Origin of the sequence: Janthinobacterium sp. PAMC25594 (assembly GCF_019443505.1) — a bacterium.
Classification (GTDB): domain Bacteria; phylum Pseudomonadota; class Gammaproteobacteria; order Burkholderiales; family Burkholderiaceae_D; genus Janthinobacterium.
In genome coordinates, this window is the sequence record NZ_CP080377.1 from 6,489,537 (window position 1) to 6,514,835 (window position 25,299).

Consider the following 25,299-nt stretch of genomic DNA (forward strand, 5'->3'; position numbering starts at 1 on the left):
CGCGTTTAAGCTTCCAGGAAGAAACTGATCTTCCATGGGAGACTGCCGGGCCGTATCCTGTAGAATAATATGCAGACCAGTCGTGTATTCCCCTTACTGTCTTGCTGGCTGGCGCATGCATAGCTGCGCCGCCTGGAATTGATTCAACTAATTTTCGGAGAAGCCGATGAAGAAGCAAATGATGCTGGTCACCCTGGTGCTCGCCCTGTCAGCCCACGCTGGCGCAGCCCAGACGGACAAGAGCGCCGCTCCTCCGCTCACCATGAAGCCGCTGGCCCAGCAAACGCAGGCCGCCTTGTGGGCATCGCGCGTCTTGACGCGCGTCCATTACAAGGCCATGCCGCTCGACGACGCCATGTCGGAGAAAATCTTCGACCGCTATTTCAAATCCCTGGACGCGGAGAAACTGTTCTTCGTGCAAGCCGACATCGACCGTTTCGCCCCGCTGCGCACCAGGCTGGACGACGCCATCATCAATGAAGACCTGACGGCGCCGTTCGCCATCTACAACCTGTACCAGCAGCGTTTCGACGAGCGCATGGCGTATGCGCGTGAATTACTCAAAACCAAGTTCGACTTTGCCGCCGACGAGAGCTACCAGGTCGACCGCGAAAAGGCCGCCTGGCCGAAGAACGACGAAGAAGTGCGCGACCTGTGGCGCAAGCGTGTCAAGAACGACTGGCTGCGCCTGAAACTGGCGGGCAAGGAAGACAAGGCTATCCGCGAAACGCTGGACAAGCGCTATGAAAGCTACACGACCCGTTCGCGCAAGCTCAACAGCGAAGACGTGTTCCAGATCTTCATGAACTCGTACGCCATGTCGATCGAGCCGCACACCAATTACCTGGGCCCGCGCGCTTCGGATAACTTCGACATCGCCATGCGCCTGTCGCTCGAAGGCATCGGTGCCGTGCTGCAGACGCGCGACGAATACACGGTGGTGCGCGAAGTCGTGCCGGGCAGCCCGGCCGGCTTGTCGGGCAAGCTGAAAGTGGGCGACCGCATCGTCGGCGTGGGGCAGGGCGAAAGCGGCCCCATTACCGAAGTGCTGGGCATGCGCATCGACGACGTGGTGCAGCTGATCCGCGGCGCCAAGGATTCCGTGGTGCGCCTGGACATCCTGCCGGCCGACGCCGGCCCGGACGCCAAGCACGTGGTCTTGCCGCTGGTGCGCAAGAAAATCAGCATGGAAGAGCAGGCGGCGAAGAAATCGGTCATCGAAGTGCGCGAGAACGGCGTCAAGCGCCGCATCGGCGTCATTTCGCTGCCAACGTTCTACCAGGATTTCGAAGCGCGCCGCCGTGGCGACAAAGACTTTAAAAGCGCCACGCGTGACGTCAGCCGTTTGCTGGCCGAGTTGAAGAAGGACAAGGTCGACAACGTCCTGATCGATTTGCGCAACAACGGCGGCGGTTCGCTGAACGAAGCCGTCGAACTGACGGGCCTGTTCATCGACAAGGGCCCGGTCGTGATGCAGCGCAATGCCGAAGGCAAGGTCGACGTGGAAAGCGATACGAATGCCGGTCTGGCCTGGGACGGTCCGATGGGCGTGCTGATCAACCGCGGCTCCGCATCGGCCTCCGAGATTTTCGCCGCCGCCGTGCAGGACTACGGCCGTGGCGTGATCATCGGCGAAGGCAGCTTCGGCAAGGGTACCGTACAAACCCTGTTCAACCTCGACCGTTTCGGCGGCAGCGAGAAAGCCCGTTTCGGCGAGCTGAAAATGACCATCGCGCAATTCTTCCGCATCAATGGCGGCACCACGCAATTGCGCGGCGTCACCCCTGACATCAAGCTGCCGGCCATGTCGGACACGGAAAACTTCGGCGAATCGAGCTATGACAATGCCCTGCCATGGGTGGCCATCAAGCCGGCGTCGTATATTCCGACGGGCGACCTGAAGGAAATCGTGCCGCTGCTGGACAAGAAGCATGAAGCGCGCGTGGCCAAGGACAAGGATTTCCAGTACTTGCTCGATGACATAGCCCTGGTCGTCAAGCAGCGCAAGGAAAACCAGATTTCGCTCAATGAAACCGTGCGCCGCAAGGAGCGCGATGCCCAGGAAGCGCGCGCCAAGGCCCGTGAAAAACGCCTGATCGCGCAAATTTCGAATCCTGCCGACGATTTAGTGGTGATTCCTGATCCGAAAGACGTGCTGAAGGGCGCGAAAGCGGCCAGCAAGACGGCCAAGCAGATCGCCGCCGTGAAGGGCGCCTTGCGCACCGACGACGGCTTGCAGGGCGACGAGCGGGCTCTGAGCGCCGAACTCGACGCCGAAACGGCCGCCAAGAGCGCCAAGGACGTGCTGCTGAACGAAGCGGCGCGCATCCTGGCCGACGAAGTGGCGCTGATCAAGGCCGATACCCGCATGGCGTCCAAGGTCTTGCCGTATGGCGCGGATACCAAGGCGACGCCGGTGGCGGCGACATCGAAGTAATGAACGTGGAGTAAGGAGGGGAGTTATCTGTTTCGCGTATTTCTATCATTCCAACAATCAATTGGATTGATATGCCGCGATGCAGCATAATGCACTTGTCTCCTCTATTCTCCTCCAAGAAAATAGATTCAGCCCGCTCTCGCAGCGGGCTTTTTTTTTGCCTCAGCTTTTGTGCGTGGTCGCTTGCACGTCGGGCTGTGCCGCCAGCAAGGCCGTGATCCAGCCGGCAAACGCCTGCAGCTTGGGCGTGGCCAGCCGCCCTTGCGGCGTCAGCAGCGACATGGGCATGGGCGTCGGCGGGTGGTCGGTCAGCACGGCGATCAGCGCGCCGCTGTCGAGGTGCTCGCGCACCTGGTACACGGCCGCCTGCGCCAGTCCCAGCCCCTGCAAGGCGCAGGCAACGCTGGCGTCGGCATCGTTGACGGCGATGGGGCCGGCCATCTGCACGCGCACGACCTCCTTGCCTTGCAGGAAATCCCAGTCGAAAGCGCGTCCCGTGCGGCCCGAGTAATGCATGACGCCGTTGTGCGTGGCCAGGTCCGCCAGGGTGTGCGGCGTGCCGTGCCGCGCCAGGTAGGCGGGCGAGGCGCATGTAACGAAGCGCATCAGGCCGACCTGTTTTCCGATGAAGGCGGAATCTTGCAAAGTGCCCACGCGCAAGGCGCAATCGATGCCTTCCTGCGTCAGGTCGACCAGGCGGTCCGTCAGGCTCAGCTGTAATTGCACGTCCGGCCAGGCGGCGTGGAAGTGCGCGATATGCGGCATGACGAGGCGCCGGCCCACCGTATTGGGCAAGTTGATGCGCAACAAGCCGCGCGGTTTTGTCGCGTCGGGGCCACGGAAGGCCAGTTCCGCCGTGTCGACGGCTTTCAAAATATCGATGCAGTGGCGAAAGTACTCGGCCCCTTCCGGCGTCAGGGACAGGCGGCGCGTGGTTCGCTGCAGCAATTGCGTGCCCAGGTAGGCTTCCAGCTTTTGCAGGGTGGCCGTCAATGCGGCACGCGGCAAATTCAAGGTCTCGGCCGCCTTGGAAAAGCTGTTGGCTTCGACGATGCGCACGAAGGTCTGCATGGCCTTGATCTTGTCCATAGGATAGCTTCCATTCTCATTGTTCATCTTATGTGAAAAGTGTAAGTGGATTATGCGCTAATTATCTTTGCCCCGGTTTTGCCTAGAATGGCGACATCCCTACCGAACCGAGGAAACAACATGAACAAGGCCTCATCTATGACTCCCCACGACATTGCGCCGGCCATGGTGCTGCTGCTGGCCGTCGCTTCCGGCCTGATCGTGGCCAATCTGTATTATGCGCAAACCCTCGTCGGACCCATCAGCGCCTCGACGGGCCTGTCGGCCAAGGCGGCCGGGCTGATCGTCACGCTGACGCAAGTGGGCTATACCCTGGGCCTGCTGTTTGTCGTGCCCCTCGGTGATTTGCTGGAAAACCGCCGCCTGATCATCACGGCCTTGCTGGTGACGGCCACGGCCCTGGTGGCGGCGGCCCTGAGCACGGGCGCCATCGTGTTCCTGGCTGCCGCGCTGGCCATCGGCCTCGGTTCCGTGGCGGCGCAAGTGATCGTGCCGTTTGCCGCCCACCTGTCGCAGGAAGCGACGCGGGGGCAAACCGTGGGCAAGGTCGTCAGCGGCTTGTTGCTGGGTATCATGCTGGCCCGTCCCGTGGCGTCATTGGTGGCCGCGCACGCCAGCTGGCACGTGGTGTTCGGCGGCGCCGCCGTGCTGATGCTGCTGCTGGCGCTGGTGTTGCGCCGCGCCTTGCCCGTGCGCCAGCCCGTGTCGAACATGCGCTATCCGGCCCTGATGGCGTCGCTGTGGCACTTGCTGCTGGGCACACCCGTGCTGCGCCGCCGCGCCGCCTATCATGCGGGCCTGTTTGGCGCCTTCAGCCTGTTCTGGACCGTCACGCCGCTGGTGCTGGCCAGTCCCGCGTTCGGCCTGTCGCAAACGGGCATCGCCATCTTTGCCCTGGTCGGCATGGCGGGCGCCATTGCCTCGCCCATCGCCGGCCGCCTGGCCGATGCGGGCCATACCTTGCCCGCCACTGCCGCCGCGCTGGCGTTGGGCATCGTCGCGTTTGCCTTGCCGATGTTCGCCCCGGAATCGCAACATGTGGCGCTGGGCTTGCTGGTGCTCGCTTCCATCGTGCTCGACATGGGCGTGGCCGCGAATCTGGTGCTGGGCCAGCGCGCCATCTTCAGCCTGGGCGCGGAAGTGCGGGGCCGCCTGAACGGACTGTATTTCGCGCTGTTCTTTGCCGGCGGCGCGGCTGGCTCGGCCATCGGCGCCTGGGTGTACGCCAGCTATGGCTGGCAGGCAACCTTGCTGACCGGCATGGCATTTCCGGGCCTGGCCCTGCTGGTGTGGCTGGCAGAATTTTTACCGCTGGCCACGCGCCGCCCGGCTTGAAACCCTGATGCCCGCTCATTATCACTGGCAGGAATTTCTATCATCATGAATATAAAGTGGCGTGATATGCCGCGATGCCGCAAGATGCACTTGTCTCCTCTATCTCCTCCAAGGAAATAGATTCAGCCCGCTTCCATAGCGGGCTTTTTTTTGCCTGTTTACATTAAATCACCACCAGATCGAGCGCGCGCATGAAGTTGGCCGCCTGCGCATGCGTGATGACGGCGCCTTTCAGCAGCGCCGCTTCGCTCAATTTGAAACCGTCGATATCGGCGCCGCGCAAGTCCGCGCCCTGGAACTTCGCCAGCTTGATGGTCGCGTTGCGCAAGCTGCCCCCTTCGAAGACGGCGTCGCGGAAGTCGCAGCCGGCCAGGTAGGCATCGGAAAAATCCAGCTGCTTTAATGTCGCCTTGCGGAACGAGAAGCCGCGCAGGTCGGCGCCCACCAGCAGGCTTTCTTCGAAGGTGAGGCCCAGGTGGGCCGCTTCCTCGAACGAGGCGCCCGTCAGCTTGCAGCCGCGGAACGTGACCGAGGCCAGCTTGGCGCGCCGCCATTTTGTGTTGTTCAGGTCGCAGCCGTCAAAACTGGCGTCGACGGCGTCGACGGATTCGAAATCGGCGCTGCCGGCGCGACAGCGGCGCCAGGTGCTGCGCGCCAGCTTGCTGGCAAACAAGTTCGTTTCGGCAAAGGTGCAGCGTTCAAACGTGCAGCCCTGCAAATCGAGGCGCGACAGATCTTCGCCGTCGAAGGCGCAATCGATGAAGTGGTGCACTGATTGGGCCAGTTGCTGCTCGATGCCGGCGCGGTCCAGGGTCATGCTGCTTGCTGCGGTGTCGTGTGTTGCCATCCGTCTCATTCCTAAAGTAAAAAAGCAGGGGAGGGATGGCGCGGCGGAAAACAGGCACGAACCAGAACACCTCCCCGGCTGGTGTAACAGCCAAAGGTCAGCGCCGTGGGTCCGCGTGGGCGGGAGCATGCCGGACGGTGCCGGGCACTTACCGGGTTACCAACCGGTGCGCTCATTTTCGATCAGCCTGCATTGTAACGGCTCCGCAGCACCCTTGCCAGTGCTGGATAAAGCGGGTTAATATCGTTGCAGGCACAGCCACTGCGCCAACGTCGCTCGGACGGATCCGGGCGCTTACGTATAGAGATATCATGACCGACAGCCAAGCTCCGCGCAGCTTTTCGCGCATCAATCGCCTTCCCCCCTACGTTTTCAATATCACCGCCGAGCTCAAGATGGCCGCGCGCCGCCGTGGCGAGGACATCATCGACATGTCGATGGGTAATCCCGATGGCGCCACGCCGGCCCACATCGTCGACAAGCTGATCGAAACGGTGAAACGCCCCGACACGCACGGTTATTCCGCCTCCAAGGGTATTCCCCGTCTCCGTCGGGCGATTGCACACTGGTACAAGAAGCGCTACGAGGTCGATATCGACCCGGACAGCGAAGCCATCGTCACCATCGGCTCGAAAGAGGGCCTGGCGCATCTGATGCTGGCGACGCTGGACCGTGGCGACACGGTGCTGGTGCCGAATCCCAGCTACCCGATCCACATCTGGGGCGCCGTGATCGCGGGCGCCGATATCCGTTCCGTGCGCATGGGGCCGGGCGTGGATTTCTTTGCCGAACTGGAACGGGCGATCCGCGAAAGCTACCCGAAGCCGAAGATGATGGTGCTGGGTTTTCCGTCCAACCCCACGGCGCAGTGCGTGGAGCTGGAATTTTTCGAGCGCGTCGTCGCGCTGGCGAAGCAGCACAATATTCTGGTGGTGCACGACCTGGCGTATGCCGACATCACTTTCGATGGCTGGAAGGCACCGTCCATCATGCAGGTGCCCGGCGCGCGCGATGTGGCCGTCGAGTTCTTCACCATGTCGAAAAGCTACAACATGGCGGGCTGGCGCATCGGTTTCATGGTGGGCAACGCGGAACTGGTGTCGGCTCTGGCGCGCATCAAGAGCTATCACGACTACGGCAGTTTTACGCCCGTGCAGGTGGCGGCCATCGCCGCGCTGGAAGGCGATCAAAGCTGCGTGACGGAAATCTGCGCCCAGTATCAGCGCCGCCGCGACGTGCTGGTGAAAGGCTTGCATGAAGCGGGCTGGATGGTGGAAAAGCCGAAGGCGTCGATGTACATCTGGGCGCATATCCCCGAGGCTTACCGCCACCTGGGTTCGCTGGAGTTTGCCAAGCTGCTGCTGCAAAAAGCCAAGGTCAGCGTCTCGCCCGGCATCGGTTTCGGCGAATACGGCGACGAATACGTGCGCTTCGCCCTGATCGAAAACGAGGCCCGCGTACGACAGGCGTTGCGGGGCATTAAGAATATGTTGCGTTCCGGCGACGCAAAGACGGCAGCGACAGCATAGAAATTGCCGCATGGAATGAACTGTTGCCCCTGATATCACTACTGCGTATTTCTGACATCACGAATATAAAGTGGTTTTATATGCTGCAACGCGGCATCATTCATCTGTCTCCTCTATCTTCCTCCAAGGAAATAGATTCAGCCCGCTCCCGTAGCGGGCTTTTTTTTGCCTGGAAATGCATATTTGTTGTCTGAAGAGTATTTTGTGGACCTTGAATGGCAATGCATGTTTCAATGCGCGGCTATCCTCCTATGAAAGTCCGACATGGCACATGAAAATCTCAGCAAAGGACAGCAAAAAGTTCCTGAGGCGGACACGTTTTTCATCAATAGCGATGCAACGTCAAATAATGAGTTCAGTTTTCATAACGAATGGTTAGTCAGGGGCGTTGCGGTGACCAGTGGCGGCCCCGAGTTCCTGGAAAAGATCAAGCGGCCCAAGCGCGGTGACACCCTGCTGTTATGGGTAAACAAGATCGGTATTGTTGCTGCTGGCACGGTGCTCGATGACGCGCCAGTCATTGTGTATCGCGGCGGGGGAGTGGTCAGTCCGAATGAACCGGAAGAGTATCACCGCATGATGCGCTGGTATGCTGATCTGCGCAGTACGCCTGTTTCCTCGGCCGAAGTCGTCGTGTTTCACGGCACCAATCCCCGACAAGCTTTCGGGGCCTTGAACAAAGGGAAGGAAGCCATCCTCGCATTGATCGCCAGCAAGGTGGAGCAAAATGATATCCATGATTTGCTTTCAAGGGGGACGGGGCGATCAACGGAGATAGAAATACTGTGCCAGGCCCGGCTCGGCCAAGGCAGGTATCGGGACGAATTGCTCGCATTGTGGGACAGGAAATGTGCGGTAACGGGTTGCGATCTTGAGCCGGTTCTGCGTGCTTCGCATGCGCTGTCCTGGCAAGGAGCCACTGATCAGCAGCGGCTTGATCCGCATAACGGCTTGCCGCTGATCGCGACCCTGGATGCCTTGTTCGATCGGGGCCTGATCAGCTTTGCAGATGATGGCGCCATGCTGTGCTCCCCCTCGCTGCTGGGGCGGCATCGCGAACTCATCGGTTTGCCTGCTCCGTTGCGGACCGTTTTGAAGGAAGAACAGAAATATTATCTGCGCATGCATCGGCAACGCTTTGCGTTTTGTTCGCCGCCCCAGGATTGAACAATCATCGCTGCGCTGCCCTGTATTTCTCTGTCGATGGCGCTGCATTTTTCCTTGTCCGTTTGAGATATGGATAATTCATATCTCCACTATCACAACATGTAATTGGATTGATAGGCTGCAATGCGGCATCATGCATCTGTCTCCTCTATCTTCCTCCAAGAAAATAGATTCAGCCAGCTCCCGTAGCGGGCTTTTTTTTGCCCATCGCCGTCACACAGTGCAAGTAGCCGATGTCGTCGTCCGTTTCAGCGGCTCAGGCGTGACCCGCGCAAGACGGCCAGATGTATTCGAGCATGATTTCACATGAGCAGAATTCATGGATATATAAAATATTATCATTATTTTTAATGGATGGAAGCTTCTATGATGTGTGCATACTTCATAAGGAGCACCGCCATGACCGTCACGACACACAATCTGGGCTACCCGCGCATCGGCGCCAAACGCGAATTGAAATTCGCCCTGGAAGATTACTGGAAGGGCCAAAGCAGCCTGCAAGCGCTGGAAGGCCAGGGCGCCGAGTTGCGCCAGCGCCACTGGCAAGACCAGGGCGCGCTGGACCTGGTGCCTGTGGGCGACTTTTCTTTCTATGATCAGGTGCTGGACCTGAGCTTTACACTGGGCAACTTGCCGCAGCGTGTGCGCCACCTGACTGGCGCGGCGCTCGACAACTATTTCCGTGTGGCGCGTGGCCGCTCGGCCAGCGACAGCGATTGCAGCTGTGTCCACGCCGGTGAAATGACGAAATGGTTCGACACGAATTATCACTACATCGTGCCGGAATTTGCGGCCGACACGCAATTCAAGCTCGACAGCAGCCGCCTGTTGCAGCAACTGGCGCAAGCGCGCCAGCTGGGTGTGAAAGCCAAGCCCGTGCTGAACGGCCCCGTCACCTATTTATGGCTGGGCAAGGCCAAGGATGATTCCGACAAGCTGGCGCTGCTGCAAGGCTTGCTGCCCGTCTACGCGCAATTGCTGCAGGACCTGGCCGCGCAAGGCGTGGAGTGGGTGCAGATCGATGAACCGATACTCGTCACGGAACTGGGCAGCGCCTGGCGGCAAGCGCTGGTCACGGCCTACGATGCCTTGAGCAAGGTCAATCACGTCAAACTGCTGCTGGCCACATATTTTGGCAAGCTGCAAGACAATCTGGAACTCGCGTGCAAGCTGCCCGTGCAAGGCTTGCACCTCGATGCCATCAACGCCCGCGATGAAGTGGAGCAAGTAATCGCGCAATTGCCCGCCACCAGCGTCTTGTCGCTGGGTGTGGTGAATGGACGCAATATCTGGAAGACGGATTTGACGGAAGTGCTGGCGTGGCTGGAACCCGTGCATGCCAGCCTGCAATCGCGCCTGTGGATCGCGCCGTCGTGCTCGCTGCTGCACGTGCCCGTCGACCTGGACAGCGAGCAAAAGCTCGATGCCGATATCCAGTCCTGGCTGGCCTTTGCCCGTCAAAAACTCGATGAAGTACACACCATCGCCGGCGCCCTGAACCATGGCCGCGCTTCCGTGCAGGCGGTGCTGGATGCCAATCATGCTGCCGTGCAAGCGCGCCGCCAGTCGAGCCGCGTGCACAATCCGCAAGTGAAGGCGGCCGTGGCCCGCATCGATGCGACGTTGGGCCAGCGCGTGAGCGGCTATGTGGAGCGTGCCGCCAAGCAGGCTGCGTTGCTGCAACTGCCGCTGTATCCGACGACGACCATCGGTTCCTTCCCGCAGACGGCGGAAATCCGCCAGGCGCGCAGCCAGTTCCGCAGCGGCCAGCTGGACGAAGCCAGCTACAAAAAGCTGATGCAGGGGGAAATTGCCCGTTGCGTCAGGGAACAGGAAACCCTGGGCCTGGACGTCTTCGTGCACGGCGAAGCGGAACGCAATGACATGGTGGAGTATTTCGGCGAACAGCTCGATGGCTACGCCTTCAGCCAGTTCGGCTGGGTGCAATCGTATGGTTCGCGCTGCGTGAAGCCGCCCATCCTGTTCGGCGACATCAGCCGCCCCCGCGCCATGACGGTCGAGTGGAGCACCTACGCCCAGTCGCTGACGGACAAGCCGATGAAAGGCATGCTGACGGGCCCCGTCACCATCCTGAACTGGTCCTTCGTGCGCGACGACCAGCCCCGTTCCGTGTCGTGCTACCAGCTGGCGCTGGCCATGCGCGCCGAAGTGCTGGACCTGGAACAGGCCGGCATCCGCGTGATCCAGATCGACGAGGCGGCACTGCGCGAAGGCTTGCCACTACGCAAGTCGCAATGGGCCGAATACCTGCGCTGGGCCGTGGAATCGTTCCGCATCACGGCCAATGGCGTGGCCGACGAAACGCAAATCCACACGCACATGTGCTATTCGGAATTCAACGACATCATCGCGCAAATCGCCGGCATGGATGCGGACGTCATCACGATCGAAACCTCGCGTTCCGACATGGAATTGCTCGACGCCTTCGACGATTTTAATTATCCGAATGACGTCGGCCCCGGCGTCTACGACATCCACTCGCCCAATATTCCGAGCGAGGAACAGATGGTGAATCTGATGCGCAAGGCGGCCGAGCGCATTCCCGCGCGGCGCCTGTGGGTCAACCCCGATTGCGGCCTCAAAACGCGCGGCTGGAAAGAAGTGATTCCCGCGCTGGCGAACATGGTGGCGGCGGCAAAAACCTTGCGCGGCGATAACGCGGCCTGAGGCTGGCCGGGGAGGCAGATATAGGGAATAGCTATTTCTATCATCACAACATACAATTGGATAATGATGCTGCGATGCGGCATCATGCATCTGTCTCCTCTACTTCCTCCAAGGAAATAGATTCAGCCCGCTCCCGCAGCGGGCTTTTTTTTGTCTGCTTTCACGGCCGTATCCCTTAGAGCCTATCCCAGTAGGGAGCGTCTTCTGCTGGCAGTTCATCAGGAGCGCGGACAAGGCGTGAGGAGGACGCGTGGCGAGCCACGCGACGACGATCAACGCAGTCCCCGCTTCTGAGGGGCGCCAGCAGGGGATGTATTCATCTACTGGGATAGGCTCTGAATATAAGCTTGTTTAACCATAAACATACAAGGAGACAAAAGCTCATCATTTCGGGCACGGTCTGAACAAGATATTGATGAATCATATTTCTATCATCACAACATACAATTGGATTGTTATGCTGCGACGCGGCATCATTGCACCTGTCTCCTCTACTTCCTCACAGGAATTAGATTCAGCCCGCTCCCGTAGCGGGCTTTTTTTTGCCCGTTTTTGAGCACATCAACATGCGCACGCTTGCTTGTCATCATCGCCATCGTGTTGCTTTTGTGCATGCTAAACTGGGCTTTCTCCAGATCAAGGTTGTCTGATGCTTCAATTATTTCGCCACACGCTGGAGTCCACGCCCATCCTCGCCCTGTTTCTCGTCATCGGTGCCGGTTATGCGCTGGGGCGCATCAGCGTGTTTGGTTTTTCGCTGGGCGTGGGCGGCGTGCTGTTCGCGGGGCTGGCGCTGGGTGCCTTCGCCCCCGCCGCCGTGCCGCCGCCGATGGTCGGCTCCATCGGTCTGCTGCTGTTCCTGTATGGCATCGGCGTGCAGTACGGCGTGCAGTTCTTTGCCGGCTTGCGCGGCGCGGGCCAGAAACACAATCTGATCGCCTTTGCCGCCGTCATGGGCGGCCTGGCCGTGTCCGTCTGGGGCGGGCAGTGGATCGATATCTCGCTGCGCATGGCCAGCGGCGTGTTTGCCGGCGCCATGACCAGCACGGCGGCCCTGCAGGCGGCGCTGGAAGCGTCGCACGGCAATGGCGATGCGGCCGTCGGCTATGCCGTCGCGTATCCGTTCGGCGTCGTCGGCCCCATGCTGGGCCTGTATCTGGCCGGGCGCATCCTGAAACCGGTCCTGACGCCGCCGCCCGCGCCCATCGTTGTATCCGAAATTACCATCGACGAAGCGAAATTGGCGGGCGCGGCCCTGTCCGAACTGGCCGATGGCCCGTTGGCTGGCGTGCAAGTGATCGGCGTGCGCCAGGGCCACCAGAACCGCTTGCCCGATCCCTCGCTGGTGCTCGGCGTGGGCGACGCGCTGATGGTGTCGGGTACGGTGGCGGGCGTGGAAGCGGCGCGCACGGCGCTGGGCCACCTGGACCCGGGCCGCCTGATGAAGGACCGCAGCGCCTTCGACGGCACGGAAGTGTTCGTGTCGGACGCGGAAATCGTCGGCGTGCCCTTGGGCGAATTGAATTTGGCGAAAGATTTCCCGCTGCAAATCGCGTTCATCCGCCGTGGCGACGCCATGATCCTGCCGCACCCGTTTCTGACCTTGGAATTCGGCGACAGGGTGATGGCCATTGCGCCAGCGAAACATGCGGCCGACGTGCGCAAGCTGTTCGGCAATTCCATCACGGCCACGGCCGAGTTCAGCTATGTCTCGCTGGGCATGGGCATGGTATTGGGTGTGCTGCTGGGCCTGGTGCCTATCCCCTTGCCGTGGATAGGCTCGTTCAGCCTGGGTTTGGCCGGTGGTCCGCTGGTGATGGCGCTGATCCTGGGACGCCTGGGCCGTGTCGGCAAGATCAGCTGGCGCTTGCCCCTGTCGGCCAACCTGGTCATGCGCAACTACGGCTTGACGATTTTCCTCGCCTCCGTCGGCATGGCGTCCGGTTTACCGTTCGTGCAGCAAGTGGGCGCCGATGGCTTGCCCATGCTGGCGCTCGGTGCCGTGACGGTGCTGGTGGTGGTGGCATTGGTGGTGATCCTGGGCAAGATCTTCCTGCGCCTGCCGTTTCCCGAATTGCTGGGCATTGCAGCCGGCGCCACGGGTAACCCGGCCGTGCTGGTGTTCGCCAATCGCCTGGCCAAGTCGGACCGCCCGAACCTCGGCTATGCGATGATTTTCCCCAGCATGACCATCGTCAAGATCGTCGCCGTGCAGGTGCTGCTGCATTTGTATGGCTGATTACTGACAGGAGCGATCATGTCAGGGGTGAGCTTTGAATGGTTCAATCATTGACACGGAGGAAAAACATGCAAGTCAAGCGTATCGTTGCCAATGTCTCCGCGTCGGATCCGGGCCTGGCGCGGAGGTTTTACGAGGAGGTGCTGGGCCTGAGCCTGCTGATGGACCACGGCTGGATCATGACGTATGGTGCGCAAACCGAGATGAGTGTTCAAGTGAGCTTCGCCACGCAAGGCGGCTCGAACACGGCCGTGCCAGACCTGTCGATTGAAGTCGATGACGTGGATACCGCATTTGCACGCATGGTTGCCGCAGGGTTTGCCATCGAGTATGAGCTGAGCGATGAGCCCTGGGGCGTCAGGCGCTTTTTCGTGCGCGACCCTTTCGGCAAGCTCATCAATATTCTGTCGCACACATAGACGAGATGCCAACGGCGGCTTCGGGCCGCCAGTCGGCCAATTTCACTCGGCGCCGGTATGCGTAAAACCCCTGGCGCCGCTCCCAATCTGTTGTACAATCCTTGAGAACGGTCGTGCTTTTTTGTGCGCTGAGCTTCCTTGCGTGCAGTCATCACGGCAACCGATAAGAACAAGGAGACAGACATGGACCTGCATTACACGGCCGAGGAGACGGCTTTCCGCGACACGGTGCGCGCCTTCCTCGACACCCATCTGCCGGCGGACTTGCAGCGCAAGGTGCGCCAGCATTTGCGCCTGAACCGCGACGATTACGTGCGCTGGCACAAGATTGTCGCGCAACAGGGCTGGGCCGCGCCGGCCTGGCCCGTCGAACATGGCGGCACGGGCTGGACGTCCGTGCAGCGCCACATCTGGGAAGACGAGTGCGCGCGCGCCGCCACGCCGCCCATCCTGCCTTTCGGCATCAACATGGTGGCGCCTGTCATCATGGCCTTCGCCAACGCCGAGCAAAAAGCATTCTATCTGCCGCGCATTTTGAACTGCGACGACTGGTGGTGCCAGGGATACTCCGAGCCCGGTGCCGGTTCCGACCTCGCCTCGCTGAAAACCACGGCCCAGCGCGACGGCGACCATTACATCGTGAATGGCCAGAAAACCTGGACCACCCTGGGCCAGCACGCGGACATGATTTTTTGCCTGGTGCGCACCGATAGCACGGTGCGCAAGCAGGAAGGCATCAGTTTCTTGCTGATCGACATGAAAACGCCGGGCATCACCGTGCGTCCCATCATCATGCTCGATGAAGAACATGAAGTGAACGAAGTCTTTTTCGATAACGTGCGCGTGCCCGTCAGCAACCTGGTCGGCCAGGAAAACAAGGGCTGGACCTACGCCAAATACCTGCTGGGCCACGAGCGCACGGGCATCGCCGCCGTCGGCCGCTCGAAGCGCGAGCTGACTTTCCTCAAGCAGCTGGCCATGCGGCAAACCAAGCGCGGTGCGCCGCTGCTGCACGATCCCGCGTTTGCGGCCAAGGTGGCTACCCTGGAAATCGAACTGATGGCGTTGGAAATGACGGTCTTGCGCGTCATCAGCGACGAAGGCAAGGGGCCGGGGCCGCAGGCCTCGATGCTGAAGGTGCGCGGTTCGGAACTGCAGCAGCAGCTGACGGAATTGATGGTCGAAGCCATCGGCCCGCAAGCCTTGCCCTTCGACCCGGCATTTCTCCACGGCGGCGCGCCCCACAGCGCAGGCGGCGACGACCTGGCCGCGCCGCTGGCCGCCTACTACTTCAATTACCGCAAGACATCGATCTATGGCGGCTCGAATGAAATCCAGAAAAACATCATCACGCAGATGATCCTGGGCCTGTAAGCCAGAAGGAGACGACATGGACTTCCATTTTAATCAGGAACAGCAACAATTTGCCGATGCGCTCAGGCGCTGGGTCGACAAGGATTACCCGTTTGAAACGCGGCAATCCATCATCCATTCCGCCACGGGTACGTCCGATGCCGCGTGGGCCACCCTGGCCGAACTGGGCATGACGGCCTTGCCGCTGCCGGCCGGCGCGGGTGGTTTCGACGGCACGGCCGTCGACATGCTGCTGGTGATGCAGGAACTGGGCCGTGGCCTGGTGGTCGAGCCGTATTTTGCCACCGTGCTGGGGGCGCGCTTTTTGACCCTGGCGGGCGGCCACGATGGCGTGCTGGAACAGGTCGCCAGCGGCAGCCTGAAGCTGGCGTGCGCGCTGGGTGAGCGCCAGTCGCGCCACGACATGCACGATATCGCCACCACGGCCAGCGCCAGCGGCGACGGCTTCGTGCTCGATGGCGAGAAAACCGTCGTCATCCACGGCGCCCAGGCGGGCGCGCTCGTCGTGTCGGCGCGCAGCGGCGGCGGGCAGATGGACACGGACGGCATTTTGCTGTTTCTCGTGCCCGTAGACGCGCCCGGCGTTTCCGTGCGCGACTACCGCACCATCGACGGCCAGAGGGCCGCCACCGTGACCCTGGTGCAAGTGGTGCTGGGCCAGGACGCGCTGATCGGACAAAAGGGGCTGGGCTGGGCCGTGCTGGATGCAGCGCTCGACTATGGCGCCACCCTGCTGTGCGCGGAAGCCGTGGGCGCCATGGACGCCATCTTTGCCGCCACGCTCGACTATTTGAAAACGCGCCAGCAGTTCGGCGCGCCGATCGGCAAATTCCAGGCCTTGCAGCACCGCATGGCCGACATGTTCATTCACCTGGAGCAAGCGCGGTCGATGGCCATGCTGGCCGCCGCCAAGGTCGATAGCGAGGACGTTGCCGAGCGGCGCCGCACGGTGTCGGCCGCCAAGGCGAGAGTCGGGCTGGCCGCCACCTTTGTCGGCCAGCAAGCCGTGCAATTGCATGGCGGCATGGGCGTGACCGATGAATTGCCTGCCGCTCACCATTTCAAGCGCCTCTCGATGATCGCCCTGACCCTGGGCGACGTGGAGCACCATATCGAGCGCTTTATCGCCCAGCCGGGCTTCTTGCCGACGGAGACCGCATGACCGCATTGACGGAAATCAAACCCAAGCATTGGTATTTCGAAGATTTTACGCAGGGCCTGGAAATCGACCTGGGCCAGCGCCACGTGACGGAGAAGGAAATCATCGCCTTCGCCACGGATTTCGACCCGCAACCGTTTCACGTCGACCATGCGGCGGCGGAAAAAACCATCTTCAAGGGCGTCATCGCCAGCGGCTGGCATACCTGCGGCATGATGATGCGCCTGGTGGTCGACAACCTGCTCAAGCACTCGTCCAGCATGGGCTCGCCCGGCCTGGACAGCATCCGCTGGTTGAAACCCGTGCGCGCCGGCGACACCCTGCACCTGACCTACCAGGTCAAGGACGTGCGCCCATCGACGTCGAAGCCGGACCGCGGCATCGTCATTTCCGTGTGGAGCGTGCGCAACCAGCATGGCGAAGCGGTGACCACGGTGGAGGGCATGGGCATGTTCGGCCGCCGTCCCGTGGAACAAGGGGAGCCGTCCCGTGCGTGATATCGCCAGCATCGCCGGTTTCCAGGCCTTGGCGGGGCAGCACGTGGCCGTGTCCGACTGGCTCACCATCACCCAGCAGCGCATCGACACCTTTGCCGACGCCACCGACGACCATCAGTGGATCCATGTGGACGCCGAGCGCTGCGCGCGCGAGTCACCGTACGGCTGCACCGTGGCGCACGGTTTTTTGACGTTATCTCTGTTGCCCGCCATGCTGCAGGGAGCGTTGCACATGGCCGGCATCCGCATGGCCATCAACTATGGCTTGAATAAAGTGCGCTTTCCCGCGCCCGTGCCCGTCGGCAGCCGCTTGCGCGCGCGGCTCGACATTCTTTCCGTCGACGACCTGGCGGAAGGAGCGCAAGTGAACTGGGCCGTGACCATGGAGCGGGAAGGCGACACGAAACCCGTGTGCGTGGCGGAGTTCCTGATGCGCTGCTATCCCTGAGCGGCAAGCTGAGCCCACATCGTAGGTCGGCGTAGGTCGGTTTAGCCCGCAGGGCGTAAGCCGACGCAGGCGCGCCTCCTATTCACTCCCCCTCCGACGCGCAATACCTGTCCCGCCCCGTATGCTTGGCGCGGTACAGCAGGGCGTCGGCGGCGCGGATCAGGGCGCTGGGGGCCATGCCTTCCGTGGGCATGACGCTGGCCATGCCCAGGCTGACGGTGACGTGCGGGCCGACGCTGGACCTGGCGTGGGCAATTTCCAGCGCACGCACTTCGTCGAGGATGCGCTGGGCCACCACTTCGGCGCCTTCCCTCGTTTCCTGCGGCAGCAGGATGATGAATTCCTCGCCGCCGTAGCGCGCCAGCAGGTCGGGCGGGCGCACGGCGCAGCGGCGCAGGGCGGCGCTCACCTGCTGCAGGCACAGGTCGCCCGCCTGGTGGCCATACGTATCGTTGTAATCCTTGAAATGGTCGATATCGGCCATGATGATGGCCATCGGCACGCCGTCGCGCGCGCAGCGTCGCCATTCGCTGTCCATGGCCTCGTTGAAGCTGCGCCGGTTGGCCACGCCCGTCAGTGTATCCGTCAGCGACAGCTCGCGCATGGCGTCGGCCTGCCGCTTGATGGTCAGCTGGCTGCGCACGCGGGCCCGCACGACGGCCGCGTTGAACGGCTTGGTGATGAAATCGACGGCGCCCGCTTCCAGCGCCCGCGTTTCGTCCTCGGGCTGGTTCAGGGCCGTGACGAAAATGACGGGAATGGCGCTGAGGATGGCCGATTCGCGCAGCGCGCTGCACACGGCATAGCCATCCATGCCGGGCATGACGGCGTCGAGCAGGATCAGGTCCGGCAGTTGATTTTGCGCAATTTCCAGCGCCTTTTCTCCGCTCAGGGCGAACAGCACCTCGTGTTCCTCGCGCAGCAGCTGGTGCAGGATCTGGATGTTTTCCATGGCGTCATCGACGATGAGGATGCGCCCGTTCATGGCAAGGTTGGTCCAGCTCACTTGTTTTCCTCTCGTTTCAGCTGATCGAGCACGAGTTTTTCCGCCTCGGCAAAATTCAGCGTTTCAATCGCATGTGCCATCGCCAGCGCCGCTTCCCGGTCTGACTGTTGCAGGGCTGGCTGCAGGGCGTGGAACTGGGCCAGCGCCTTCAGGTTATTGTTGCGGATCAAGACAAGCAGCTCGGCCAGGCCGGCGCGCAGGTCGACCGGTGCGCTGCCGGGCGCGTGGGGCGCCGGCTGTCCGCGCCGCAGGGGCGAGGGCAGGGCACGCGCCGCTTTGATGACTTCGGCCATCGCCAGTTCCAGCTGTCCCAGCAAGGCGGCCGTGGCGTGCGCGCGGCCCCCTTGCAGCGCCTTTTCCGTCTCGGCGGCCAGGCTGGCGACATGCGTGGCGCCCAGGTTGGCCGCCACGCCGCACACGCGGTGCAGCAACTGCGCCGCCTGCCGCGCCTGGCCGGCGGCCAGCAGGCGCCGCGTGTCCTCGACGGCGTCGCCTTGCGAATTTTCAAAGCGTTTGAGCAGGGCCAGGAAGGCGCCGTAATCGCCGCCGAAGCGCTGCAGGGCCGCCGCCAGGTCGATGCCGGGCACCGTGGCCGGCAAGTCCAGCGCCTGCGTGACGGCATCGGCTGCCTGCACGGCGCCATCGCCGCCCGGGGGCGACGGCACCAGCCGCGTCAGTGTCTCGATCATTTCGTCGACATCGATGGGCTTGGCCACATGCGCATTCATGCCGCTGGCGATGGCGCGCAGGCGGTCCTCGTCCATGGCATTGGCCGTCATGGCGATGATGGGCAAGTCCGGCAAGCCCAGCGCGCGGATGGCCAGGGTGGCGTCATAGCCATTCATGACGGGCATCTGCAAATCCATCAGCACCACGTCCCAGGCCTGCGGGGTTTGCGCCAGCAAGTCGACGGCCAGTTGGCCGTTGGCGGCCATGGCCACGCGCGCGCCCGAGTGCAGCAAGATGTACTGCGCCACTTCCTGGTTGATTTCATTGTCTTCCACCAGCAGCACGCGCATGCCTTCCAGCAAGCCCGACAGGGGCGTGGACACGGGCAGCGCGGACGGGGCGCTACGGCCATTGCGTCCATCGCGCACGGCCGTCACGGCCGCCAGCAGGCGCGCCGGGGTGGCCGGTTTCGAAACGATGCCGGCCAGCATCAGGCTGTCGGCCAGGCGTTCGAGGTTGTCGCTGTCCTGGTCGGCCACCAGCATGATCACGGGCGGCAGCGCCAGGTGGGCGTCGGCGCGCGCCTCGGTGAGCATGGAAATGCCATCCATGCCGGGCATGGCCGCGTCGAGCAGCATCAGATCCGCCGGCGGCAAGCCGTCCAGGCCGCTGGCGCTGGCGCGCAGCAGCGCCAGGCCGGCCGCGCCGCTGTCGGCGCTGCGGCTGTGCCAGCCCTGCGCCGCGCACCAGTCTTCCAGCATGGCACGCACGCTGGCATTGTCGTCGATGATCAGCAGCGACAGGGCCTTGGGCGTACTCTTGCCCGGCGACTCGGGCGGCGGCGCCACCTTGTCGAAGCGGCAGCTGAAGCGGAAGTCGGAACCCTGGCCCAGCGCGCTTGTCACGCTGAGTTTGCCCCCCATCAATTCCACCATGCGCCGGCAGATGGCCAGCCCCAGTCCCGTGCCGCCATATTTGCGGCTGGTGCCGCTGTCGCCCTGGGAAAACGCGTCGAAGATGCGTTCCTGTTCGGCCGCGGCTATGCCGATGCCCGTGTCGCGCACGGAAAACTCCAGCGTGGCGCTGGCCGCATCCTCGGCCACCATGCCGATGGACAACACCACTTCGCCATGCGCGGTGAATTTGACGGCGTTGCCCACCAGGTTGATGAGGATCTGTTCCACGCGCAGGGCGTCGCCGAGCAGTTCATCCGGCACATCGGCGCCGAGCACGAAGACGGGCTCCACGCCGCGCGACCAGGCGTTGCTGGCCAGCAAGACGGCTACGCTGTCGAGCATGCGTTCCAGCTGGAAGCGCCGTTGTTCCAGCAGCATCTGACCCGCCTCGATCTTGGAAAAATCCAGCACGTCGTTGACGATATTGAGCAGAGACTGGGTCGCCATCTGGATCTTGCCGACATAGCTGCGCTCGCGCCGTTCCAGCGGCGACTCTTCCAGCAGGCGCGCCAGGCCGATGATGGCGTTCATCGGCGTGCGGATTTCATGGCTCATGTTGGCGACGAATTCGCTTTTCGCGACGCTGGCCGCCTCGGCCTTGTCGCGCGCGCGCACCATTTGCTCGTTGAGTTCGTGCAGGCGCAATTCCGTGCGCTTGAGTTCAGACACGTCCGAGGCCAGCACGAAGAAGCCGCGCACGCCGCCGCCGTCGTCGACATCGGGGATGTAATTGGTCCACGTGTGGCGCACCTGGCCCGTCGGGTCGAGCAGGTCGCGCTCGAAGCTTTGCGGGCGGCCCGCCAGCACGCCTTCGACATGGGGCGCATACACGTCGAACAGTTCCTGTCCCAGCAATTCGCGCATGTGGATGCCGTCCATCTCCGCGCTGCTGCGGCCAAACCATTCGTTATAGAAATTATTTGCGAAGCGGCAACGCAGATCGGCGCCCCAGTACGACACCATGCCGGGCAGATTGTCGGTGACGGTGCGGATGAAGCGCTCGCTCTGTTCCAGGCGCCAGGTGGTGGCGTGCAGCACCTCGGCGGCGCGCTTGCGTTCCGTGATATCGATCGATACCCCCAGCACGTGGCTGGCGCGCCCCGCATCGTCGCGCAAGACCACCTTGCGCGTGGTGAAGTGGCGCGTGGTGCCGTCGGCCGTATTGATCGCTTCCTGTTCGATTTCCACCATCTGCCCCGTGGCCAGCAGCTTGCGGTCGGCGCTGACGAAGGCGGCCGCCTGCTGCGGCGGGAAGAAGTCGTGGTCCGTCTTGCCCAGCAATTGCTCGCGCGAGCGTCCCAGGGTCAGTTCCGCGTGGCGGTTGACCATTTCAAAGCTCAGCTTGTCGGCGCGCTTGACGAAGACCATGGCCGGGATGTTTTCGATGATGGTGCCGAACAGATGTTTCGAGTGGCGGAATTCCGCTTCGCTGCGCTTGCGCTCGCTAATGTCCAGCCACAGGCCCGACACGCCCAGCAATTGCTGCTCGGGACCGAAAATCGGGTGATACGAGACGATCCAGTGGCTCAGCTGCTCGCGCTGCCGGCCGCTGTGGCCGTTCAACCCCATGTCGACGATGGGCGTGCCCGTTTCCAGCACCTGGCGCACGCAGCGCTCGACGTCCGCCCGCACGGCGTCGTCGAACAGCATGGCGCCCACGGGACGGCCCAGATGCTGCGTCACGCTGGCGCCATGGATGGCGGCCAGGTAGTGGTTGATCATGACGATGCGCAAGTCCAGGCCCACGAACAGCATGCCGATGGGTGCCGTCGCGTACACGGTTTCCAGCAGGCGCGTGGATTTTTCCAGGGCCAAGGTGCGTTCGGCCACCAGGCTTTCGAGCTGCGTGCGGTGGCGCCGCAGGTCGCGTTCCAGCGCGCCCAGGGCGGCGGCCATGTCGGCCGATTCGCGGTCCGCGTGCTTGTTCGAGAGCAAGGGTTTGCCCTGCGCCAGCGCCTGGATCTGCAAGGTCAGTTCCTGCAGGGTGCTGGCCAGGCGGCTGCCCACGCGCCAGGCCAGGGCAAAGCCGGCACCCAGCAGCAGGGCCAGGATGGCGGAACCCGTGACCACCGAGCCCAGCAGCGCTTCGGCCACCGTGCTGCTGCGCATGGTGACGGTCACCGTCCAGCTGTCGTCGGGAGCGCGGCGAAAGCCCGTGTAGACGTCCAGGTTTTCCAGGGTGGCATGGCGCAGCACGCCCTCGCGCGCCTGGCGTATCTGTTCCAGCAGGGGTGCCACGCTGCGCTGGCCCACGTAGCGCTGCGGCGCCAGAGTGCGCGCCACGTTGATGCCGTCGGCATTGATGATGGCCGCGCCCAGGTAGGCCGGCAGGTGCAGTTCGCGCAACAGCAAGGGCAGGTAGTCGGGCGGGTACAGCGCCGTCAATACATGGGCGGCACCCTGGGCACGCGGCAAGGGCAGGTTCAGCGCCAGCCGCGGCACCTCGTCCGGCGCCATGAGTAGGCTGGTCAGCCGCGGCTTGCCATACTCGCGCGTGCGTTCCATGCTGGCGGCCCATTTTTGCGGCAAGGGAGGTGGTGCCTGGCTGGCGGGCAGGGCAGTATTGATCAGCTGGCGTCCCCTGGCGTCGGAGACGATGAAGGCGCTGACGGCCATGCCTGGCTGCAACAGGCTGTCGGCCAGGATGCGCAGGGCGCCGATGTCGTCCGTTTGCAGGGCGGGCGAGGCGGCGAGGATGCGCGCGGCCATCTGGGCGCCGTTCAGGTCGCGTTCGACGGCGGCGGCGACTGCCCGCGCCGCCTGCGCCGTTTCGCTGACGACATGCTCGCGTTCGCGCGTGTAGCTTTGCGCCACGAGCAGCAGAAACACGAGCGCCGTCGGAATGACCCAGGCGAGCACCAGCCATGAAATTCTTGAGCGTATCGAAGGCAAATCTTGCACCCGGAAAGCTCCCAGAATGGATGAGTCGACAGGCAGGCTGGCGCTGGCTGACCTTGAATGAAAAGATGCTAGACGAAATTGATTGCGCTGACAAGGCTAGTTTCTAGAATGGAAAAAAGCTTGTGCAAGGTATACAGAAGAGGGGGTGATACCCATCCCGCCGTGGCGGCGGGATGGCAAGGACGCTTACGGGACGACGGTCAGCACATCGACATCGATTTCCGGGCTTTCCATGAAGTCTTTTTCCACTTCGCCACGGATTTCCACCTGGGTTTTGGCGTCGATCTTGCGGTTCATGAAGACCTTGTCATCGATGTCCACGCGGATTTCCGCCGTGCCGTCGGAGAAGGTGTATTTTTCTTTGCCCACTTTGCGCAGCAAATGGCCGCGCAGCACGACGGCCTGGTCGTCGACGGGATTTTTCAGGATGGCGGCCACGCTGCTGGGCGCGGTGGGGCCGGCCGTGGGACCCACATACTGGGCTTGCGCGCTGCCGGCCAGCAAGGCGCTGGCGGCGGCCAGGGAGACGATGAGTTTGCGGTGCAGAGACATGGTATTCCTTTGATAGTGACGGCCTTGTCAGAAAAACACGGCGGTGCGGGCAATGATAGCACCGGTATTGCCATAGGCTACGTTCGCCCGCACGCTGCCCGTGCTCGCCGAAAGGGAGTGCCATGCGCGCGCGCGGGCGGCAAGTGTTTCCTTGCGCAGTGTTGAAATGCGCGAAAATCAAGCCGCGGAGTGTATTTTCTTTAAGAAACAACAGGTTCTGGAATAAAATACCTGCGCACGCCGCTGGCGTGTATCGTCTGAAGAATCTGTCGAGGAGCAAGCATGGCAAGGCCAGAGAAAGTCCGGCTCGGTGAAATTTTGGTGCAGCAGAAATTGCTGACGGAAGAACAGTTGGGCCAGGCCTTGACGGAACAGAAGCGCTCGGGGCGCAAGCTGGGCCGCGTTTTTGTCGAGCACGGCTTTGTCACGGAAGAGCAGATTTCGGGCGCCCTGGCGCGCCAGCTCGACATTCCCTACATCAACCTGAAGTTTTTCAACATCAATCCCGAACTGGTGCGGCTGTTGCCGGAAACCCAGGCGCGGCGCTTTCGCGCGCTGGTGCTGGAAGACCGGCGCGAGGGCTTGCTGGTCGGCATGTCCGATCCCACCGACCTGTTCGCGTACGATGAAATCTCGCGCCTGGTCAAGCGCCATATCGAGCTCGCTGTCGTCAATGAAACGGAAGTGCTGGCCGCCATCGACCGCATCTACCGCCGCACGGAAGACATTTCCACCCTGACGCGCGAGCTGGAGCAGGACCTGGGCGACGTGTCCGTCGACTTCGGCGCGTTGGCCGCCAATCCGGGCCTGGAAGAGGCGCCCATCGTCAAGCTGCTGCAATCGGTGTTCGAGGATGCCACGCAGGTGCGCGCCTCGGACATCCACATCGAACCGCAGGAAGGCCGGCTGCAGATCCGTTTCCGCATCGACGGCGTGCTGCACCTGCAGACGGAAGCGGACAGCAAGATCGCCAGTTCGCTGGCGCTGCGGCTCAAACTGATGTCGGACCTCGATATTTCCGAGAAGCGCTTGCCGCAGGATGGCCGTTTCGCCATCCGCGTGAAAAACCAGCGCATCGACGTGCGTATTTCCACCATGCCGACGCAGTACGGCGAATCGGTGGTGATGCGCTTGCTGAACCAGGGAGGCACGACCTTGCGCCTGGACGCCATCGGCATGCCGCCCCAGCTGGTGGAACGCTTCCGCGCCATCGTCAACCGCCCCAACGGCCTGGTGCTGGTGACGGGGCCGACGGGTAGCGGCAAGACGACGACCTTGTACTGCGCCTTGTCCGAACTCAATTCCGTGGAAAAAAAGCTCATCACGGTGGAAGACCCTGTCGAGTACCGTTTGTCCGGCATCAACCAGGTCCAAGTGAACGACAAGATTGAGCTCAGTTTTGCCCGCGTGCTGCGCTCAGCCTTGCGGCAAGATCCCGATATCGTGCTCGTCGGCGAGATGCGCGACCAGGAAACGGCGCAAATCGGCTTGCGCGCCGCCATGACGGGTCACCTGGTGCTGTCGACCTTGCACACCAACGACGCCATCAGCACGCCGCTGCGCCTGATGGACATGGGCGTGCCGCGCTACATGGTGGGCAGCTCGCTGCAAGCCGTGCTGGCGCAGCGCCTGGTGCGCGTGATCTGCGAAAGCTGCAGCACGCCCTACGCGCCCACGCCGAACGAATACGAATGGCTGCGCCTGGAACTGGGCGAGCTGGTCGAGCGCAACCAGTATTTCCATGGCAAGGGCTGCTCGCATTGCAATGGCATGGGTTACCGGGGCCGCACGGGCGTGTACGAATTGCTGGAAATCACGCGCGCCGTGGCCGACGCCGCCAACCATGCCGATCCATCGCACTTCATGAAGGTGGCGACGGCGCAGATGGCGGGCGACACGCTGCGCCGCCACGCCGTGCAGCTGGTGGTTCAGGGCCGCACGACGGTGATGGAAGCGATGCGCATCAGCAACCAGAGCGAGGATTGAG

The 25,299-nt window shown here is 62.5% G+C and carries 17 protein-coding genes; 12 read left to right on the plus strand and 5 right to left on the minus strand.

Features of this window, described 5'->3' with window-relative positions:
* Positions 1-166 precede the first annotated feature (166 nt).
* Positions 167-2,437 carry a carboxy terminal-processing peptidase gene (locus tag KY494_RS29260; protein ID WP_219889345.1) on the plus strand — a complete coding sequence of 757 codons (2,271 nt, stop codon included), beginning with the start codon at positions 167-169 and terminating at the stop codon, positions 2,435-2,437.
* A gap of 162 nt (positions 2,438-2,599) precedes the next feature.
* Here the strand turns inward: KY494_RS29260 and KY494_RS29265 are convergent, their stop codons facing one another.
* The gene (locus KY494_RS29265) at positions 2,600-3,526 is read right to left on the minus strand and encodes a LysR family transcriptional regulator (protein ID WP_219889346.1); all 927 of its coding nucleotides are present in this window, start codon (positions 3,524-3,526) and stop codon (positions 2,600-2,602) included.
* Between the two features lie 120 nt (positions 3,527-3,646).
* On the opposite strand from KY494_RS29265, the gene KY494_RS29270 reads away from it, so the two are divergent.
* Positions 3,647-4,861, plus strand: a complete 1,215-nt coding sequence (locus KY494_RS29270) for an MFS transporter (RefSeq protein ID WP_219889347.1) — start codon at positions 3,647-3,649, stop codon at positions 4,859-4,861.
* A gap of 163 nt (positions 4,862-5,024) precedes the next feature.
* Here KY494_RS29270 and KY494_RS29275 read toward each other — a convergent pair whose 3' ends face one another.
* Positions 5,025-5,708, minus strand: a complete 684-nt coding sequence (locus KY494_RS29275) for a pentapeptide repeat-containing protein (protein WP_258194553.1) — start codon at positions 5,706-5,708, stop codon at positions 5,025-5,027.
* 311 nt (positions 5,709-6,019) lie between these two features.
* On the opposite strand from KY494_RS29275, the gene alaC reads away from it, so the two are divergent.
* The 9 genes from alaC to KY494_RS29320 all read left to right on the plus strand — a co-directional run bounded on the left by alaC (position 6,020) and on the right by KY494_RS29320 (position 17,228).
* The gene (gene alaC, locus KY494_RS29280) at positions 6,020-7,237 is read left to right on the plus strand and encodes an alanine transaminase (protein ID WP_219136560.1); all 1,218 of its coding nucleotides are present in this window, start codon (positions 6,020-6,022) and stop codon (positions 7,235-7,237) included.
* A gap of 264 nt (positions 7,238-7,501) precedes the next feature.
* On the plus strand, positions 7,502-8,404 hold the full coding sequence (locus KY494_RS29285; RefSeq protein ID WP_219889348.1) for an HNH endonuclease: 903 nt from the start codon (positions 7,502-7,504) through the stop codon (positions 8,402-8,404).
* 399 nt (positions 8,405-8,803) lie between these two features.
* Positions 8,804-11,092: a 5-methyltetrahydropteroyltriglutamate--homocysteine S-methyltransferase gene (metE, locus tag KY494_RS29290; protein WP_219889349.1), complete on the plus strand. Its 2,289-nt coding sequence runs from the start codon at positions 8,804-8,806 to the stop codon at positions 11,090-11,092.
* 649 nt (positions 11,093-11,741) lie between these two features.
* Positions 11,742-13,331, plus strand: a complete 1,590-nt coding sequence (locus KY494_RS29295) for an aspartate:alanine exchanger family transporter (protein WP_219136557.1) — start codon at positions 11,742-11,744, stop codon at positions 13,329-13,331.
* Between the two features lie 68 nt (positions 13,332-13,399).
* Entirely contained in the window at positions 13,400-13,750 is a 351-nt protein-coding gene (locus tag KY494_RS29300; RefSeq protein ID WP_219889350.1) for a VOC family protein, read from the plus strand.
* Positions 13,751-13,933: 183 nt separating this feature from the next.
* A complete protein-coding gene (locus tag KY494_RS29305) occupies positions 13,934-15,124 on the plus strand; it encodes an acyl-CoA dehydrogenase family protein (RefSeq protein ID WP_219889351.1) in 1,191 nt (396 codons plus the stop codon).
* Between the two features lie 16 nt (positions 15,125-15,140).
* Positions 15,141-16,286: an acyl-CoA dehydrogenase family protein gene (locus tag KY494_RS29310; RefSeq protein ID WP_219889352.1), complete on the plus strand. Its 1,146-nt coding sequence runs from the start codon at positions 15,141-15,143 to the stop codon at positions 16,284-16,286.
* Positions 16,283-16,780, plus strand: coding sequence for a MaoC family dehydratase (locus tag KY494_RS29315; RefSeq protein WP_219889353.1), 498 nt, complete (start codon positions 16,283-16,285; stop codon positions 16,778-16,780). The genes KY494_RS29310 and KY494_RS29315 overlap by 4 nt, the downstream gene beginning before the upstream one ends.
* The gene (locus tag KY494_RS29320; protein WP_219889354.1) at positions 16,773-17,228 is read left to right on the plus strand and encodes a MaoC family dehydratase; all 456 of its coding nucleotides are present in this window, start codon (positions 16,773-16,775) and stop codon (positions 17,226-17,228) included. Before KY494_RS29315 ends, KY494_RS29320 begins: the two co-directional genes overlap by 8 nt.
* Positions 17,229-17,310: 82 nt before the next feature.
* On the opposite strand, the gene KY494_RS29325 is transcribed toward KY494_RS29320, so the two are convergent.
* From KY494_RS29325 to KY494_RS29335, 3 genes are all read right to left on the minus strand, one after another.
* Complete coding sequence (locus KY494_RS29325; protein WP_219136551.1) at positions 17,311-18,234, minus strand: diguanylate cyclase; 924 nt, start codon at positions 18,232-18,234, stop codon at positions 17,311-17,313.
* Positions 18,231-22,718, minus strand: a complete 4,488-nt coding sequence (locus KY494_RS29330) for a PAS domain-containing protein (protein WP_219889355.1) — start codon at positions 22,716-22,718, stop codon at positions 18,231-18,233. Before KY494_RS29330 ends, KY494_RS29325 begins: the two co-directional genes overlap by 4 nt.
* A gap of 228 nt (positions 22,719-22,946) precedes the next feature.
* Positions 22,947-23,312: a YgiW/YdeI family stress tolerance OB fold protein gene (locus KY494_RS29335; protein ID WP_219136549.1), complete on the minus strand. Its 366-nt coding sequence runs from the start codon at positions 23,310-23,312 to the stop codon at positions 22,947-22,949.
* A gap of 282 nt (positions 23,313-23,594) precedes the next feature.
* Between KY494_RS29335 and KY494_RS29340 the strand changes: the two genes are divergently transcribed.
* Positions 23,595-25,298 carry a GspE/PulE family protein gene (locus KY494_RS29340; RefSeq protein WP_219889356.1) on the plus strand — a complete coding sequence of 568 codons (1,704 nt, stop codon included), beginning with the start codon at positions 23,595-23,597 and terminating at the stop codon, positions 25,296-25,298.
* Position 25,299 lies beyond the last annotated feature (1 nt).